Source organism: Pseudomonas sp. ZT5P21, from assembly GCF_054897785.1.
On the sequence record NZ_CM142705.1, the window covers coordinates 1,700,496 to 1,716,215 of the forward strand.

Here is a 15,720-nt window from a genome sequence, read left to right on the forward strand (position 1 = left end):
CGCTCGGAACGCCGATGCGCCAAATCTGGAAACCCTTTCGAGCGCTGTATTTTGCCTCGCTGATGATGTTGATCGGCTCGGGCTTGCTGAGTACTTACCTGGGCTTGCGCCTGGCGGCCGACCATGTCGACAGCCTGTGGGTCGGTGCGTTGATGGCGGCCAACTATTTCGGCCTGGTGCTGGGTGGCAAGATCGGTCACCGGTTGATTGCCCGGGTCGGACATATCCGCGCCTATTCGGCCTGCGCCGGGATTGTCGGCGCGGCGGTGCTGGGTCATGGTCTGGTGGACTGGTTACCGGCCTGGATATTCCTGCGGGTCATCGTCGGCCTCGGCATGATGTGCCAGTACATGGTTATCGAAAGCTGGCTCAATGAGCAGGCCGAAGCCTCGCAACGCGGGGCGGTGTTCAGCGGTTACATGATCGCGTCCTATCTGGGCCTGGTGCTGGGTCAACTGATTCTGGTCATGCACCCCGGGCTCGGTCTGGAGCTGTTAATGCTGGTCGCCCTGTGCTTTGCCCTGTGCCTGGTGCCAGTGGCCCTGACCCGACGGATTCACCCGGCGCCCCTGCACCCGGCGCCGATGGAGCCGCGTTTCTTCATCAAGCGCGTGCCACAGTCGTTGAGTACGGTGCTGGGGGCGGGACTGATCATCGGTTCGTTCTACGGTCTGGCGCCGCTGTATGCCTCGCAGCAAGGGTTGTCCACGGAGCAGGTCGGTTTGTTCATGGGTAGCTGCATTTTTGCCGGCCTGCTGGTGCAGTGGCCGTTGGGCTGGTTGTCCGACCGTTATGACCGGGCGCTGTTGATCCGCTGCTTTGCGCTGGTGTTGGCCGTTGGAGCGTTGCCACTAGCGCTGATGAAGCAAGTGCCGCTGGAGGTGTTGTTCATCACTGGTTTTATCTGTTCGCTGGTGAAGTTCTGTCTATACCCACTGGCGGTCGCGTTCTCCAATGACCACGTCGAAGCTGATCGGCGGGTGTCGCTGACAGCAATGCTGCTGGTGACCTACGGCGTCGGCGCCAGTATCGGGCCGCTGGTCGCCGGGGTGCTGATGAAGATGTTCGGCAGCCAGATGCTCTATGCGTTCTTCAGTTTTTTCGCGTTGGTGCTGGTGTGGCGGATCCGCCCGAAAGCGGTGACCAACTTGCATCAGGTGGACGACGCGCCGCTGCATCACGTCGCCATGCCGGACAGCATGTCAAGCTCGCCGCTGGTGGCTTGCCTTGACCCGCGTGTCGATGAACAAATGGTGCAGGACCAGATGCAGAATCCGGTCAATCCAGAGTCGGAGCCTGAGCCAGGGCCAGACACTGCGCCCCCTCCAGAAGATCCTGACACGGGTCGCGAGCAAAGCTTCACCGAGGCCAGGCCTTAAAGCCGAGGGATAAAAAAACGGGCAGTCACCGCTAGGGACTGCCCGTTTTTTATTGAAGCGCCTGTTACAGGTCGTCTTTGTCAAAGCGTCGTGCTTCACGCTGAAGCTGATAGACGAACCGCTCGACCTGACGCTGCACCAGGCCGCTCATGTTATGGAAGCGGATGCCGGCGAAGGTGGTGGAGATTCTTTCTTCGAAATGCAGGTAGCGCAGTTCGACCGGTGCCGTCATTTTGCCGAAGGGCAGGGCGGCGGCGAAGCGGTCGTAGACCTGGCCCAGTTGCAGGCTGCCGGTAATGTCGCCGTCGAAGCGCAACTTGCAGCCGGTGGCGGAAATGTCCAGCAACTTGCCGCTGATCGGTGCCTTGAGCTTTTCACCGTCCAGATCGACGTTGACCAGTTGCGCCAGCTTCAAGGCCGCGCGAAAGGCGTTGCGGCGCTGGTGGTAAACCACTTCATCCGGCAGCGGGCCGCGGTAGCAGCGGCTGTCACCGGATTCGTCAATGGTCAATTGACCGTAGCTTTCCCAGGCAATGCGCACGCCTTCGTGAAAGCCTTCGACCTTGAACGGTTCGCCGGCCAGCAGGAAACGTTCGCCGTCACGCGGGATCATTTCGTCGAGCGCCATCGTGCCGCGCTCGCGGTCCACGTCCACCAGATAACTCTGGAAGCGCTGGGTGCGCTCATGGAACGTGATGATCAACGGATCATGGCTGTCTTGCAGCTGGCGCAGGTTGCCGGAGATCTCCAACGGTGTGGTAAGCACCTTCGGTGGCTGCGGGGCATCTTCCGCGTTTAAGGCATTGGACACGGTTCATCAATCTCCAGACAAAATATGACTACGGCTGGCCAGCATATTGCCAGCATGTTGCGAGTCTTGAAAGGGCGTGGTCATTTGCGGGCTCAAGCCTGACTGAGCGGGCGTGGCTTCGCAAGCTTGGCGGTTGATCCGCGAGCATCATAAAGGGCTGGCGGCTCACCGCCGGTCAGGATCTTCAGCTGATTGGCCGTGGCGGCCTGCTGGACCAGGATCGACTGGCCATTATTGACGTTCGCCGCCTGGCATTGAGCCAGAAGATCGGTCAAAACATCGCTCTGCGCCAGCAACTCTTCGCCGATGCTCGATTGGCTGGCCAACTGCTCCAGGCCGTTACGATTGGTCGGCAGGTTGAGGCTGGCAAGGATTTCACTGCGCTTGCGGCCATGCTGTTCAAGCAGAATGATCAATGCCTGTTTCTGCGCCAGAATTTCTTCGAGCAGTGGCATGTCGCGACCGTGCAAGGCGAGGGACTCGGTTTGCAATAACTCAAGCAACTGTTGCGCTGGAGCAAAATCGTCGGTGATCAGTTGCAGTAGATTAGTGTCGTGCATGGCTGGCCTTGGGGTTTAAGCGTCCAAAAGCCTGGCGCGGGCCGTAGCCTAGCGCTGGGCTTCGAAGTTGAGCAGTTTGCTGGCTACACGGTTGCTGTCGACTTTGTAGCTGCCATCGGCAATCGCTGCTTTCAACTCGGCCACGCGGGCTTTGTCGACGGCAGGCTGATCGCGCAGCTTGTCAGTGACCTGTTGCAACTGTTGAGCCTCATTGCTGAGGTGTACCGATTCCCCGCTTTTGACGGTACTGGCCTGTTCGGCCGGGGTATTCAGCGGTGCGGATTTGCCGGATTCGGCGGTTTCCCTGGCAACGCTGGTACGTGTACTGCCCGTAAGTGACGAGGAGCTGTTCAAACGGCTGAAATCGATGACCATGGTAAAAAACCTCTGAGTATTTGGACGCTTGCCATGTTTTCGGCTATCCCTGTGAAAACTTTAGACCCATTTATCAATGAGCCTGCATGCGCCAGCACGTCTTCTGCATGCGGCACAGTTTAGGTAACAGCCTCGGGCAACGCCACATCTTCAGAACACAGACTTTACATGGATACCTCCACCTGGCCCGGCGCGGTGACTTGCGCCTTGATGACTCGGGTGGAATTGAGGTTTTTCACGCGAATCTGCTCGCTCATACTGCCGTTGGACAGTGCTTCGCCGGGCATTCGCACGCTGAGCGTACCGCTGCGGGCGGTAATCACTACCTGATCGCCTTTGCGAATGACTTCCGCCTGCTCGAGGTGGACGAGGGTAATCACCTGATCGGCGACCATTGGTCGGGTAAGTCGCTGCCCGATCGCCTGATCGGGGGTCGTCAGGTAACCCTGGTTGATCAGGCTGATATCCCGTTCGCGCAGGAGCACGTCGGCGGGCTCGACAATATCGGCGCGGCGCAGCGGGCGGGTGGTGGTCACAACGTCGCGAAACAGGCGGACTTGAGCGGGCACGAAGACCGTCCAGGGTGAGGTTCCCTCACAGCGAACCTTGACCGTGACACGGCCTAATGGCTTGGCCGGGCTCTCGAGGCTGGCTGTCAATTCCTTGTCGCACATGGGCATGCGCAGTCGCGGATCGAGCTGGTTGACCTGGATTTCGTAGCGACCTTCCGTTTGACTGGTAGCCAGATAGTCTTCTACGGTGAATTCAAGAAAGCCTTGGGTGACGCCGATAAGCATGTCAGGCAAGGTAACCGCGTCAGCAAGGGCAGGGCTGCCAGCGTTGAACAGGCAGACGGCCGACATTGCACAGAGCAATCTGCGGAAGGCGGATGTCAGGCGTCGAAAAAATGTCGGTTCTGTGTTCATAAGAGTTAAAAAGCAAGCGCCGTGCCGTTTAGTGATGAATGTGCGTCGCAACACACTTAGCGTTGGTGTAGGAGTCTGGGCATGGCTGGTGTAATGGATTCGGTAAACCAGCGCACGCAACTGGTAGGGCAGAATCGTCTGGAGCTGTTGTTGTTCCGTCTCGACGGCCAGCAGCTTTATGGGATCAACGTATTCAAGGTTCGTGAGGTGCTGCAATGCCCCAAGTTGACCCTGATGCCCAAGTCCAGTCCTGTCGTGTGCGGTGTGGCTAATATCCGGGGGGCGACCATTCCGATCCTTGATCTGGCAATGGCGACTGGTGCCGGAGCGCTGAAAGATCAAAGCAATCCCTTCGTGATCATCACGGAGTACAACACCAAGACCCAGGGTTTCCTGGTGCGCTCGGTGGAACGCATTGTCAACATGAACTGGGAGGAGATTCATCCGCCTCCCAAGGGCACCGGTCGGGATCATTACCTGACGGCTGTGACTCGGGTCGACAATCAGTTAGTCGAAATCATCGACGTCGAGAAGGTCCTGGCGGAAGTGGCACCGACACCGGAAGCGATTTCCAGCGGAGTCGTCGATGTCGAAACCCAGCACAAGGCGCTGTCGTTGCGGGTGCTGACGGTCGATGACTCGTCGGTGGCGCGCAAGCAGGTCACGCGTTGCCTGCAGACGATCGGTGTGGAAGTGGTGGCGTTGAACGACGGTCGGCAAGCGCTGGATTACTTGCGCAAGCTGGCCGACGAGGGAAAGAAGCCGGAAGAAGAGTTCCTGATGATGATTTCCGACATCGAGATGCCGGAAATGGACGGGTACACCCTGACGGCCGAGATCCGCAACGACCCTCGCATGCAAAAGCTTCATATCATCCTGCATACTTCGTTGTCGGGTGTGTTCAATCAGGCGATGGTCAAGAAAGTCGGTGCCGATGACTTCCTGGCCAAATTCCGTCCTGATGACCTGGCATCCCGGGTAGTCGACCGGATCAAAGCAGCAGACATCAGCTAGGGGCCTTCTGCCCCTGGCGGTTAACACGATTTAAGAGGCGGTATCATTGTCTACGGGTAATTTGGATTTCGAACAGTTCCGGGTATTCCTGGAAAAAGCCTGTGGCATTTTGCTCGGTGAAAACAAGCAGTACCTGGTCTCGAGCCGTCTCAACAAACTGATGGAACAGCAAGGCATCAAGTCCTTGGGTGAGCTGGTCCAGCGCATCCAGACTCAGCCGCGCAGCGGTTTGCGCGAGTTGGTGGTCGATGCCATGACGACCAACGAAACGCTGTGGTTTCGTGACACCTATCCGTTTGAAGTGTTGAAGAACAAGGTGTTGCCCGAAGCAATCAAGGCAGCCCCCGGCCAGCGTCTGCGGATCTGGTCGGCGGCGTGCTCGTCGGGGCAGGAACCGTATTCGCTGTCGATGTCCATCGACGAGTTCGAGCGGGTCAACATGGGTCAGTTGAAGATGGGCGTGCAGATCGTCGCCACTGATCTGTCCGGCACCATGCTGACCAACTGCAAGACCGGCGAATACGACAGCCTGGCCCTCGGGCGCGGTTTGTCGCCGGAGCGTCTTCAGCGCTATTTCGACCCGAAAGGGGCGGGGCGCTGGGCAATCAAGGCGCCGATCAAGAGTCGGGTGGAATTTCGCTCGTTCAACCTGCTGGACAGCTACGCGAGCCTCGGCAAGTTCGACATCGTGTTCTGCCGCAACGTACTGATCTACTTCTCCGCCGAGGTGAAGAAAGACATTCTGTTGCGCATCCACAGCACGCTGAAGCCGGGTGGTTATCTGTTCCTTGGCGCATCCGAAGCGCTGAACGGTTTGCCGGATCATTACCAGATGGTCCAGTGCAGCCCGGGGATTATCTACCAGGCGAAGTGATGCAAAAGCGGCAGGCATAATAAACGGATCCCTCTGGTAATGCGATCAGATAGCCCTTTCGCTTGACCATTGGCAGCAAGAAACCAAAATCCGATGCCTGTACGGGCATCGGATTTTTTTATGCGTCTCGCTCGGCGCCTGGAGCTCACCCATAACTTGCTAATCGTCTCCCTGAAGGGGGCAGGCGATTAGCAATATCAATCAAAAGTATATTTCCCCTCTACCATGAATGCCGGCTCCCTCCAGTTGGTGCCCCTGACAATTCCGGTACCGTTAGACTTTACAAGGCCCGCGTCACGCATTTCCCAGACGATTTTCATTAGCCCCATATTATCCGCAACATGCGCCCAATTAGCCCAGCTATAGAGACGATCCAGCTGAGGAAAAGAGATGCCTAATTCATTCTTGGTAAGAAATAGGATTACTTCTTCAGGCTTCTCGTTTAATACAATGGTTTTAATGACACTCATCGCTTTGCTCCTCCTAATTGTTTGTACTCTCTTTCAATTTGTTTGCCATATGCCTCCATGGCTTCAGGTGTGTAGAGTAACTCGGATTCGTCTTTTAGTTTGTAGTCTTCCAGTGTTGCAGCGTGAGTGCTATTCCAAATAACGCCTTCATCATTTGGATTTACACCATCTGCCACCCCTAATTTTCTGAAACGTTCAAGCTCTCTGAGTTCATGAGTATAGAAACGTTTGTCGGTATCCGTGATTACTAATTTACCTTGGAGAATCTTTTTCAGTCGATCAACCATGATGGCATTGGCATCTGAAGGACTGAAACGTCCAATATGCAATTTCACTCGTTTAATACCCGCTTTCGTCACGATAGCCTTGGTCCAATCCAGATCCAGGATGGGGCCGCCAGCTTTGGCAGGATTGAAAAATCTGCCGCTGTACTTTCCTCTGGTGGTAGCCCCTTCATAAGGGCTGTTGAAGACGACGTAAATCGGCGGCAAGCCGCTGTTGATAGGAAAGCAGTAGATACAATCCCTGAAGTCCGGTAACTCGAACGCAGGCAAAGGAGTAGGCTGCGCATGTAGGGGCAACAGCTCAACGCCACCGTAAGTCGGTATTTCCACTGGTCTAACAGGTAAAGTTGTCGAACTGCTTTCCCAATGGATAATGGGAAAACTGAAGGTGATAGGCGGTGTGTCGGCGGAGATGAAACTGTAGCTATTAGTCTTCTGGTCGAGCTCCAGCGCCCTAACGGGGACCGCCGGCGAAATGCTCCCTCCCGCCGGTGTTGCAACGAGTGTGTATTGGTCAAGGTCACCATAAATCCGGTAGGGAAGATCGATGGTGCCTTCGGCAGCGGCGATTTCATTCAGGTTGGTCGGTGCATCTGGCAAGACTGCACTACCAGATAATTTGAGAACCGATTGAGGATAACGCTCGCCGTTACCCAAAGCGGGTGAATAGAGCAAGGTGCCGATCCCAACCGCCGTCACTCGACTGAGAAGTGCTTCTCCCAAGCCGGTCAACAACAGGGTGCCTTTACGGATTACTGCTTCGAAAGTCCAACCGTCCGCGTTTTGGAGGGGCCGCCACAGTTACTACTTGTGCGGCTTGACTAAGGGTCAACTGGAAGCTGTAGGCAGTTTCACCTCTAGCCAAGGCAGAATGGATCGCAGCATCTATAGCTTGAGATGCGTCCTCTAAAATGGAAACAGCTTCGACAAGGATTCGTTTGACGTAGGCGGCTGTGAGCGATCTCAGAAAGCTTTCGTAACTGTCTCGGCGTTCTTCGTCGTGTTCTACTGTATCCACAGAAGCCGCGAATAGCTCGGCACGTTCCAGGCTGTCCATTGACAACAAATCTATGCCAGCAAATATATTCGCTTCATACCAACTCCTATTCATTCTTATTTGTTGCAGGAGCTCGACAATAATGGCTTTCTTTTTTAAGGCGTTTTCCAGCTTGTTGAACGGATGGGTATCGCCGGATGAGTTTATGCGCCTTTCTATTTCACTTCGTACACTCGCCGGGCTATTCGAGAGATTACCTTCTATCTGATCTTGCACCGAATGTGCTATAGCTACCAATTTTTCATATGCGTAGTCCTCTTTATTAATGGTTTCAATACGGTAAGCCACAGTGACCGTCGGAACAGTTCCATCCCAATTTAGCGCACTGTCAAAGTTTGGCAGATATCCTGGATATTTCTTGTCTGGGCTGCGCGCAGCGCTTGATGAATTCAAAGGTGGAGGAAAAGCGATAGATTTTTGCATGCTGCATTCCTTGCAGTAATTGGAATTCCATTTGGCAGAAACGCCTAAGTTATGCCGCAAACAATGGTGCCCTATCAATAGTTAAGTATTTACTGTGTATGTCGTGATTTTAAAAGATTGGGTGATGCAGACTACTAGTCATGGTAAGTTTTCTTACATCAAAGGTTCCGATCTCAGATAAAAATTCATAGTTTGTTCTGCAGAGATTGTTGATCTGTTCCCCAAATTTGACTCAGCAGCAATATGCACAACCGGCCTGCCTCTGGAAGAGAGATAAAAGGCGGTTCACGCGGGTTTGTCGGAAGGACTGTCTCTTGGATCGTTCCCTCGCTCCGCGTGGGAATACTGAAGCGCTGCCGGATCATTACTAGATGGTCCAGTGCAGCCCGGAGATTATTTATCAAGTAGGAGCTGCCGAAGGCTGCGATCTTTTGATCCTGGGTTTCTAAGATCAAGATCAAAAGATCGCAGCCTGCGGCAGCTCCTACGGGGGGGGGGCGGCGCGCGATTCAGGAAAGCGGCAGAAAAGCGGCAGACGGCGGAAACCCGTTGCCGCTTTTCTGGCATTGCCGCATTGCCACTGCCCGCAAAGCCCCGGTTTACGGGCTTTTTTGAATTGGCATGCCGCTTGCTATGTTCATCGTACGAAAAATCAGGTCACCCGAAGGTTTCCCGACATGAGCATCAGCTTCGATAAAGCGCTCGGTATCCACGAACAGGCCCTGGGCTTCCGCGCTCAGCGTGCCGAAGTCCTGGCCAACAACATTGCCAACGCCGACACCCCGAACTACAAGGCTCGGGATCTGGAGTTCTCGAAAGTGCTCGCTGAGCAGAGCGAGAAAACCAGGAGCGGTACATTCGCCTTGAACATGACCAACAGCCGTCACATCGAAGCCGAAGGCTTGGGCAATGGTGACGAGTCGCTGATGTATCGCACGCCGATGCAACCTTCGATCGACCAGAACACCGTGGACGCTCAGTTGGAACAGTCGAGCTACGCGGAAAACGCGGTCAACTTCCAGGCCAGCTTCACCCTGCTCAACAGCAAATTCAAAGGGCTGGTATCAGCCCTCCGCGGAGAGTAAGTCATGTCGCTATCCAGCGTTTTCAACATTGCCGGTAGTGGCATGAGTGCCCAGACCACTCGCCTGAACACCGTGGCTTCGAACATCGCCAACGCCGAAACCGTTTCGTCGAGCATCGACCAGACCTACCGCGCCCGTCACCCGGTGTTCGCCACCATGTTCCAGGGCGGCCAGAGCGGCGGCAGCGATTCCTTGTTCCAGAACCAGGACGCTGCAGGCCAGGGCGTGCAGGTGCTGGGCGTGGTCGAAGACCAGAGCAACCTTGAAGCGCGCTACGAGCCGAACCATCCGGCCGCCGACGGCAAGGGCTACGTCTACTACCCGAATGTCAACGTGGTGGAAGAAATGGCCGACATGATTTCCGCGAGTCGTTCGTTCCAGACCAACGCCGAAATGATGAACACCGCCAAAACCATGATGCAGAAGGTCCTGACCCTCGGTCAGTGATAAGGGGCGACTCAGATGAGTGTTACCGATACCACCAGCGGCATTAGCCTCAAAGACGTCCTGGCCAACTCTTCGATCAAGACCAACACCACTGCCGACGGCCTGGCGTCCGCGACGAACAGTGCCACCGGCAAGCAGTCCCTGGGCAAGGACGCGTTCATGCAGTTGCTGGTGACACAGCTGAAGAACCAGAACCCGCTGGAGCCGCAGGATAACGGCGAGTTCGTTGCCCAGTTGGCGCAGTTCAGTAGCCTGGAAGGCATCACCACGCTCAACACCACCGTGAGCGGCCTGGCGAGTAACTACAACTCGTCCCAGGCGTTGCAGGCGTCGTCGCTGGTCGGGCGTTCGGTCATCGCCCCGGGCGACAAAGCCGTGGTCGATACCGCCAAGAGCTTCAACGGGACAATCGCCGTGCCCGCGTCGGCCGACCCGGTCAAGGTCAAGATCACTGATGCCGATGGCAAGGTCATCCGTACCATCGATCTGGGCAGCCAGAAAGCCGGCAACGCCAGCTTCATCTGGGACGGCAAGAACGATGCAGGCGAAGTGGCCAAGGCGGGTACGTACACCTTCGGCGCCACCGCGACCTACGACGGCAAGGCGACTTCGCTGGTGACGTACCTGCCGGCGACCGTCAACAGCGTGACCATCAGCCAGACCGGCGGTGAGTTGATGCTCAACCTCGCCGGGGCGGGCAGCATCGCCCTGTCCAAAGTACAAACCATTGGTATGTAGAGCCGACTAACACGGCACAAAGGAGTGGAATATGTCTTTCAATATCGGCCTTAGCGGTCTCTATGCAGCCAACAAACAACTGGACGTGACCGGCAACAACATTGCCAACGTCGCAACCACCGGTTTCAAATCGTCCCGCGCAGAATTCGAAGACGTTTACTCGGCTACCAAGCTGGGTTCCGGCAGCAAAACCGTCGGTAACGGCGTGCGTCTGGCCAACGTTTCCCAGCAGTTCACCCAGGGCGACGTCAACAACACCGGCAACGTGCTGGACATGGGCATCAACGGTTCCGGCTTCTTCGTGCTGAATGACAACGGCTCGTTGTCCTACACCCGTGCCGGCACCTTCAAGGTCGACAAGGACGGTTACGTCACCAACACCGATGGCTCTGCGCGTCTGCAGGGTTATGGTGTGGATGCCAATGGCAAGATCGTCAATGGCGTTTTGACTGACCTGCGCATCGACACCTCGAACCTGGCGCCGAAAACCACCACCACGGTTTCGTCGACGATCAACCTGAACTCCACGGCGCCAATCATCGACCAGACTCTTCCCGCCAACAAGTTCGACCCGGCGAAGTCGGAAACTTTTACCAAACAGTTCAGCACCCCGATTTACGACACTCAGGGTAATCAGCACACCATGGATCAATACATGGTCAAGACTGGCGCGAACACTTGGCAAACCTACACCTTGATCGATGGTCGCAACCCGAATGGTACCGACCCGACGCTTGCCGCTTCTCCGCCGGTCGCTTCGACCATGGTGTTCAACACCTCGGGCAAATTGGTTTCGGTGACCACACCAGCCCTGCCGGTGCCGGTCGTCAGCCCTGACCTGAAGGTTACCGGCTGGATTCCCGGCAAGGTGACCAATGGTGTGTGGGCAGCCAACGGCGCCGCCGCCGACCCGGCCGGCGTGACGGTCTCCATGAGCAATACCACGCAGTACAACGCCGACACCGCGCGTTCGATTCCTGTGCAGAACGGTTACGCCACGGGCCAGATCACCAACCTGACCATCGACACCAGCGGTATCATGCTGGCCAACTTCAGCAACAGCCAGACCAAGGCTATCGGTCAGATCTCGCTCGCCAGCTTCACCAACGAACAAGGTCTGCAGCCGGTAGGCGGCACCAGTTGGAAGGAAACCTACGCGTCGGGTATCCCGGGTTACGATGCGCCGAACACCGGTACCTTGGGCGAGATCCACTCCAACTCTCTGGAAGAGTCCAACGTCAACCTGACCAGCGAACTGGTCGACCTGATCAAGGCGCAGAGTAACTACCAGGCGAACGCCAAGACCATCTCGACCCAGAGCACCATCATGCAGACCATCATTCAGATGACCTGATGCGGATTGGCTGATAGCGCTTCACAAGGAGCCCCTCGAAGAGGGGCTTTTTTGTGGCCGGGATTTTTATCAGGATCAGGATTTTATGTGGTGCGGGTGGGCCTCTTCGCGGGGCAGCCCGCTCCCACATTGACCGCGTACCCAAGGCGAACACAGTTCCCTGTGGGAGCGGGCTTGCCCGCGAAGAGGCCCGTTCGGCTGGCGCATTTCCTCCAGACAAAAGAAAAACCCCCGATCAATCCAGAGGACTGTCGGGGGTTGTCAAGCAAGCGCTTTTCAGCGCCTGCCGGCTCAGCTTATTGGCAAGCTTCGCAATCCGGCTCGTCAATGGCGCAAGCCTTCGGCACTGGAGCTGGGCCGGCTGGCGCTGCCAGGACCGAATCTTCACCGTGGTTGCCGCCACTGGAAACAGCGTTCAGCTTGCCAGTGTTGATGGTCGACTTCTCGGTGCTGGTCGCGGCCAGGGCACGGAGGTAGTAAGTGGTTTTCAGACCACGGTACCAGGCCATGCGGTAGGTCACGTCCAGCTTCTTGCCCGAAGCGCCGGCGATGTACAGGTTCAGCGACTGAGCCTGGTCGATCCACTTCTGACGACGGCTGGCTGCGTCGACGATCCACTTGGTGTCCACTTCGAAGGCCGTCGCGTAGAGCTCTTTGAGTTCTTGCGGGATGCGCTCGATCTGCTGCACCGAACCGTCGTAGTACTTCAGGTCGTTGATCATGACCGAGTCCCACAGACCGCGAGCTTTCAGGTCGCGAACCAGGTACGGGTTGATCACGGTGAATTCGCCCGACAGGTTCGATTTCACATAGAGGTTCTGGTAGGTCGGTTCGATCGACTGCGAGACGCCAGTGATGTTGGCGATGGTCGCGGTCGGTGCGATGGCCATGATGTTGGAGTTACGAATGCCTTTCTGTACGCGGGCGCGAACCGGTGCCCAGTCCAGGGATTCCTTCAGGTCAACGTCGATGTACTTCTGGCCACGCTGCTCGATCAGGATCTGTTGCGAATCCAGCGGCAGGATGCCTTTGGACCACAGCGAACCCTGGAACGTCTCGTAAGCGCCACGCTCGTCGGCCAGGTCGCAGGAGGCCTGAATCGCGTAGTAGCTGACCGCTTCCATCGACTTGTCGGCGAACTCGACGGCAGCATCGGAACCGTAAGGAATGTGCTGCAGGTACAAAGCGTCCTGGAAGCCCATGATGCCCAGACCGACCGGGCGGTGCTTGAAGTTGGAGTTCTTCGCTTGCGGTACCGAGTAGTAGTTGATGTCGATCACGTTATCGAGCATGCGCACGGCGGTGTTCACGGTGCGTTCCAGCTTGGCGGTGTCCAGCTTGCCGTTGACGATGTGGTTCGGCAGGTTGATCGAGCCCAGGTTGCAGACGGCGATCTCGTCCTTGTTGGTGTTCAAGGTGATCTCGGTGCACAGGTTCGAACTGTGGACCACGCCGACGTGCTGCTGCGGGCTGCGCAAGTTGCACGGGTCTTTGAAGGTCAGCCATGGGTGGCCGGTTTCAAACAGCATGGACAGCATTTTGCGCCACAGGTCTTTGGCCTGGATGGTCTTGAACAGCTTGACCTTGCCCGGGTACTCAGTCAGGGCTTCGTAGTACTCGTAACGCTCTTCGAAAGCCTTGCCGGTCAGGTCGTGCAGATCAGGCACTTCGGACGGCGAGAACAGGGTCCACTTGCCGTCGTCGAAGACGCGCTTCATGAACAGGTCCGGGATCCAGTTGGCGGTATTCATGTCGTGGGTACGACGACGATCATCACCGGTGTTCTTGCGCAGCTCGATGAACTCTTCGATGTCCATGTGCCAGGTTTCCAGGTAGGCACACACAGCGCCTTTGCGCTTGCCACCCTGGTTGACAGCGACGGCGGTGTCGTTCACCACTTTCAGGAACGGTACGACGCCCTGGGATTTGCCGTTGGTGCCCTTGATGTACGAACCCAGCGCACGAACCGGCGTCCAGTCGTTGCCCAGGCCGCCTGCGAATTTGGACAACATGGCGTTGTCGTGGATCGCGTGGTAAATGCCCGACAGGTCATCCGGCACGGTAGTCAGGTAGCAGCTCGACAGTTGTGGACGCAGGGTGCCGGCGTTGAACAGGGTCGGGGTCGAGGACATGTAGTCGAAGGACGACAACAGGTTGTAGAACTCGATCGCACGGTCTTCTTTGTTCTTCTCTTCGATCGCCAGGCCCATGGCCACGCGCATGAAGAAAATTTGCGGCAGTTCGAAGCGGATACCATCCTTGTGGATGAAATAACGGTCGTACAGGGTTTGCAGGCCCAGGTACGTGAACTGCTGATCGCGTTCGTGGTTGATTGCCTTGCCGAGTTTTTCCAGGTCGAAGGTGGCAAGGACCGGGTTCAGCAATTCGAATTCGATACCCTTGGCGATGTACGCAGGCAGCGCCTTGGCGTACAGGTCAACCATTTCGTGGTGAGTGGCGCTGTCGGCGACGCCAAGGAAACCCAGGCCTTCGGCGCGCAGGGTGTCCATCAGCAGGCGTGCGGTCACGAACGAATAGTTCGGCTCACGTTCAACCAGGGTACGGGCGGTCATCACCAGCGCGGTGTTGACGTCAGTCAGGGCCACGCCGTCGTACAGGTTCTTCAGGGTTTCGCGCTGGATCAGGTCGCCATCGACTTCTTCCAGGCCTTCGCACGCTTCGGTGACGATGGTGTTCAGGCGGCCCATGTCCAGAGGAGCAAAGGTGCCGTCGGCGCGGGTGATGCGGATCGACGGGTGAGCGTTGACCGCTTCGTCGGTCGGGGCGTGGGCAGCGCGCTGTTTCGAGCGGCCGTCGCGGTAGATCACGTAGTCGCGAGCGACTTTCTGCTCGCCGGCACGCATCAGGGCCAGTTCAACCTGATCCTGGATTTCTTCGATGTGGATGGTGCCGCCCGACGGCATGCGACGCTTGAAGGTCGCGGTGACCTGTTCGGTCAGGCGGGCAACGGTGTCATGGATTCGCGACGAAGCGGCAGCGGTGCCGCCCTCAACTGCGAGAAACGCTTTGGTGATCGCGACGGTGATCTTGTCATCGGTGTAAGCGACGACAGTGCCGTTACGCTTGATCACGCGCAACTGACCAGGCGCGGTGGCGGACAGATCCGAAGTCGAATCAGCGGCCTGCGGCAAGGTGCCTTGCGGGTTCTCGCGAGTTGTGTCGGTTTGCATGGGGGGTTGTCTCCACATTCTCTATGTTTGTTTGAGCACCATCACGGTGCCCACCGTTCCGTCCTGAAGCACTACAACCGGCGAGGGCCGGGCATACCAACTTCGGGACAGATCAGGAAGGGGGCTATTGGGGCGCCGCTTCCATGCCGAAGTCTGTGGTCCCAGGCCTTGAACCTGAAACCGGATCCTTTTGGGTGACAGTAAGTGACTGCAACACCCGTACCGTTCACGCCGTTCTCGGCTCAAAAACAGTAGCCATCCGCACGCGCGGTTTGGTCTTTCGAAAATACGTTTGGTTCAACCGGACAGAGGCAATAAAAGCGCTTGAAACAGGTGCCCGGTTTGTGTTTGGTTTTTTGGCCTTAAACCCTACATATAGGGTTTTTTTGGCGCCGGGGTACAAGATAATGCGTTTCTGAGGGTGTTGCAACGTACTACCTGTGGATAAACCTGTGCGTAAATTGTGCGTGAAAGGTGGAACGGGCGTGTAGGCCGCGACGCTGCTGGATCAAGCTGTTTTTCATCGATTTCCAACGGGTGAAAACGGTCGTCCGGATTTTTAAGGGCGCGAACCCTATCACAAAAAACCGGTGTGTCCGAACGCATTTGCCGGCTTGTGTTCTGGGCGAGTGGCGTTTATACAATCGGCCTGTGCACACGCATTCTTATCCTCCCCAATCATTACAAAAAGACGGGCGGATCCTTCCTTATAAGTGTTGTTGGCAAGCAGAG

At 56.7% G+C, this 15,720-nt stretch carries 15 protein-coding genes; 7 read left to right on the forward strand and 8 right to left on the reverse strand.

Going from position 1 to position 15,720, the window contains the following annotated elements:
* The first annotated feature begins 14 nt into the window (after positions 1-14).
* Entirely contained in the window at positions 15-1,379 is a 1,365-nt protein-coding gene (locus ACYZT9_RS07840) for an MFS transporter (protein WP_462009276.1), read from the forward strand.
* A gap of 64 nt (positions 1,380-1,443) precedes the next feature.
* Here ACYZT9_RS07840 and ACYZT9_RS07845 read toward each other — a convergent pair whose 3' ends face one another.
* The 4 genes from ACYZT9_RS07845 to flgA form a co-directional block, all read right to left on the reverse strand.
* A complete protein-coding gene (locus tag ACYZT9_RS07845; protein ID WP_462009277.1) occupies positions 1,444-2,190 on the reverse strand; it encodes a flagellar brake protein in 747 nt (248 codons plus the stop codon).
* Between the two features lie 92 nt (positions 2,191-2,282).
* Complete coding sequence (locus tag ACYZT9_RS07850) at positions 2,283-2,750, reverse strand: flagella synthesis protein FlgN (protein WP_462009278.1); 468 nt, start codon at positions 2,748-2,750, stop codon at positions 2,283-2,285.
* A gap of 48 nt (positions 2,751-2,798) precedes the next feature.
* Entirely contained in the window at positions 2,799-3,125 is a 327-nt protein-coding gene (gene flgM / locus ACYZT9_RS07855; protein WP_462009279.1) for a flagellar biosynthesis anti-sigma factor FlgM, read from the reverse strand.
* Between the two features lie 164 nt (positions 3,126-3,289).
* Positions 3,290-4,051 carry a flagellar basal body P-ring formation chaperone FlgA gene (flgA, locus tag ACYZT9_RS07860; protein WP_462009280.1) on the reverse strand — a complete coding sequence of 254 codons (762 nt, stop codon included), beginning with the start codon at positions 4,049-4,051 and terminating at the stop codon, positions 3,290-3,292.
* A gap of 81 nt (positions 4,052-4,132) precedes the next feature.
* Here flgA and ACYZT9_RS07865 point away from each other — a divergent pair, with 81 nt between their 5' ends.
* Both ACYZT9_RS07865 and cheR read left to right on the forward strand, forming a co-directional pair.
* Positions 4,133-5,065, forward strand: a complete 933-nt coding sequence (locus ACYZT9_RS07865) for a chemotaxis protein CheV (protein WP_462009281.1) — start codon at positions 4,133-4,135, stop codon at positions 5,063-5,065.
* A 46-nt stretch (positions 5,066-5,111) separates the two neighbouring features.
* Entirely contained in the window at positions 5,112-5,939 is an 828-nt protein-coding gene (gene cheR, locus ACYZT9_RS07870; RefSeq protein ID WP_462009282.1) for a protein-glutamate O-methyltransferase CheR, read from the forward strand.
* Positions 5,940-6,136: 197 nt separating this feature from the next.
* Here the strand turns inward: cheR and ACYZT9_RS07875 are convergent, their stop codons facing one another.
* From ACYZT9_RS07875 to ACYZT9_RS07885, 3 genes are read right to left on the reverse strand one after another with little or no spacing between them, the layout of a single operon-like run.
* Positions 6,137-6,409, reverse strand: a complete 273-nt coding sequence (locus ACYZT9_RS07875; protein ID WP_462009283.1) for a hypothetical protein — start codon at positions 6,407-6,409, stop codon at positions 6,137-6,139.
* Positions 6,406-7,428: an S-type pyocin domain-containing protein gene (locus ACYZT9_RS07880; RefSeq protein ID WP_462009284.1), complete on the reverse strand. Its 1,023-nt coding sequence runs from the start codon at positions 7,426-7,428 to the stop codon at positions 6,406-6,408. Before ACYZT9_RS07880 ends, ACYZT9_RS07875 begins: the two co-directional genes overlap by 4 nt.
* Positions 7,429-7,438: 10 nt before the next feature.
* The gene (locus ACYZT9_RS07885; protein ID WP_462009285.1) at positions 7,439-8,173 is read right to left on the reverse strand and encodes a hypothetical protein; all 735 of its coding nucleotides are present in this window, start codon (positions 8,171-8,173) and stop codon (positions 7,439-7,441) included.
* Positions 8,174-8,850: 677 nt separating this feature from the next.
* On the opposite strand from ACYZT9_RS07885, the gene flgB reads away from it, so the two are divergent.
* The 4 genes from flgB to flgE are packed head-to-tail and all read left to right on the forward strand — an operon-like array spanning position 8,851 to position 11,797.
* Complete coding sequence (gene flgB, locus ACYZT9_RS07890; protein ID WP_462009286.1) at positions 8,851-9,258, forward strand: flagellar basal body rod protein FlgB; 408 nt, start codon at positions 8,851-8,853, stop codon at positions 9,256-9,258.
* A 3-nt stretch (positions 9,259-9,261) separates the two neighbouring features.
* Complete coding sequence (gene flgC / locus ACYZT9_RS07895; RefSeq protein WP_007899122.1) at positions 9,262-9,705, forward strand: flagellar basal body rod protein FlgC; 444 nt, start codon at positions 9,262-9,264, stop codon at positions 9,703-9,705.
* A 15-nt stretch (positions 9,706-9,720) separates the two neighbouring features.
* Complete coding sequence (gene flgD, locus ACYZT9_RS07900; protein ID WP_462009287.1) at positions 9,721-10,443, forward strand: flagellar hook assembly protein FlgD; 723 nt, start codon at positions 9,721-9,723, stop codon at positions 10,441-10,443.
* Between the two features lie 31 nt (positions 10,444-10,474).
* Positions 10,475-11,797 (forward strand): flagellar hook protein FlgE, encoded by a 1,323-nt coding sequence (gene flgE / locus ACYZT9_RS07905; protein ID WP_462009288.1) that lies wholly within the window; start codon positions 10,475-10,477, stop codon positions 11,795-11,797.
* A gap of 296 nt (positions 11,798-12,093) precedes the next feature.
* Here the strand turns inward: flgE and ACYZT9_RS07910 are convergent, their stop codons facing one another.
* Complete coding sequence (locus ACYZT9_RS07910; protein WP_462009289.1) at positions 12,094-14,988, reverse strand: ribonucleoside-diphosphate reductase subunit alpha; 2,895 nt, start codon at positions 14,986-14,988, stop codon at positions 12,094-12,096.
* Positions 14,989-15,720: the final 732 nt, after the last annotated feature.

Excerpts from the sequence above, each read along its gene's own strand:
- ACYZT9_RS07840 (WP_462009276.1), top strand. The coding sequence starts at position 15 with ATGCGCCAAATCTGGAAACCCTTTCGAGCGCTGTATTTTGCCTCGCTG.
- ACYZT9_RS07850 (WP_462009278.1), bottom strand. The coding sequence starts at position 2,750 with ATGCACGACACTAATCTACTGCAACTGATCACCGACGATTTTGCTCCA.
- flgM (WP_462009279.1), bottom strand. The coding sequence starts at position 3,125 with ATGGTCATCGATTTCAGCCGTTTGAACAGCTCCTCGTCACTTACGGGC.
- flgA (WP_462009280.1), bottom strand. The coding sequence starts at position 4,051 with ATGAACACAGAACCGACATTTTTTCGACGCCTGACATCCGCCTTCCGC.
- ACYZT9_RS07865 (WP_462009281.1), top strand. The coding sequence starts at position 4,133 with ATGGCTGGTGTAATGGATTCGGTAAACCAGCGCACGCAACTGGTAGGG.
- ACYZT9_RS07875 (WP_462009283.1), bottom strand. The coding sequence starts at position 6,409 with ATGAGTGTCATTAAAACCATTGTATTAAACGAGAAGCCTGAAGAAGTA.
- ACYZT9_RS07885 (WP_462009285.1), bottom strand. The coding sequence starts at position 8,173 with ATGCAAAAATCTATCGCTTTTCCTCCACCTTTGAATTCATCAAGCGCT.
- flgB (WP_462009286.1), top strand. The coding sequence starts at position 8,851 with ATGAGCATCAGCTTCGATAAAGCGCTCGGTATCCACGAACAGGCCCTG.
- flgC (WP_007899122.1), top strand. The coding sequence starts at position 9,262 with ATGTCGCTATCCAGCGTTTTCAACATTGCCGGTAGTGGCATGAGTGCC.
- flgD (WP_462009287.1), top strand. The coding sequence starts at position 9,721 with ATGAGTGTTACCGATACCACCAGCGGCATTAGCCTCAAAGACGTCCTG.
- flgE (WP_462009288.1), top strand. The coding sequence starts at position 10,475 with ATGTCTTTCAATATCGGCCTTAGCGGTCTCTATGCAGCCAACAAACAA.
- ACYZT9_RS07910 (WP_462009289.1), bottom strand. The coding sequence starts at position 14,988 with ATGCAAACCGACACAACTCGCGAGAACCCGCAAGGCACCTTGCCGCAG.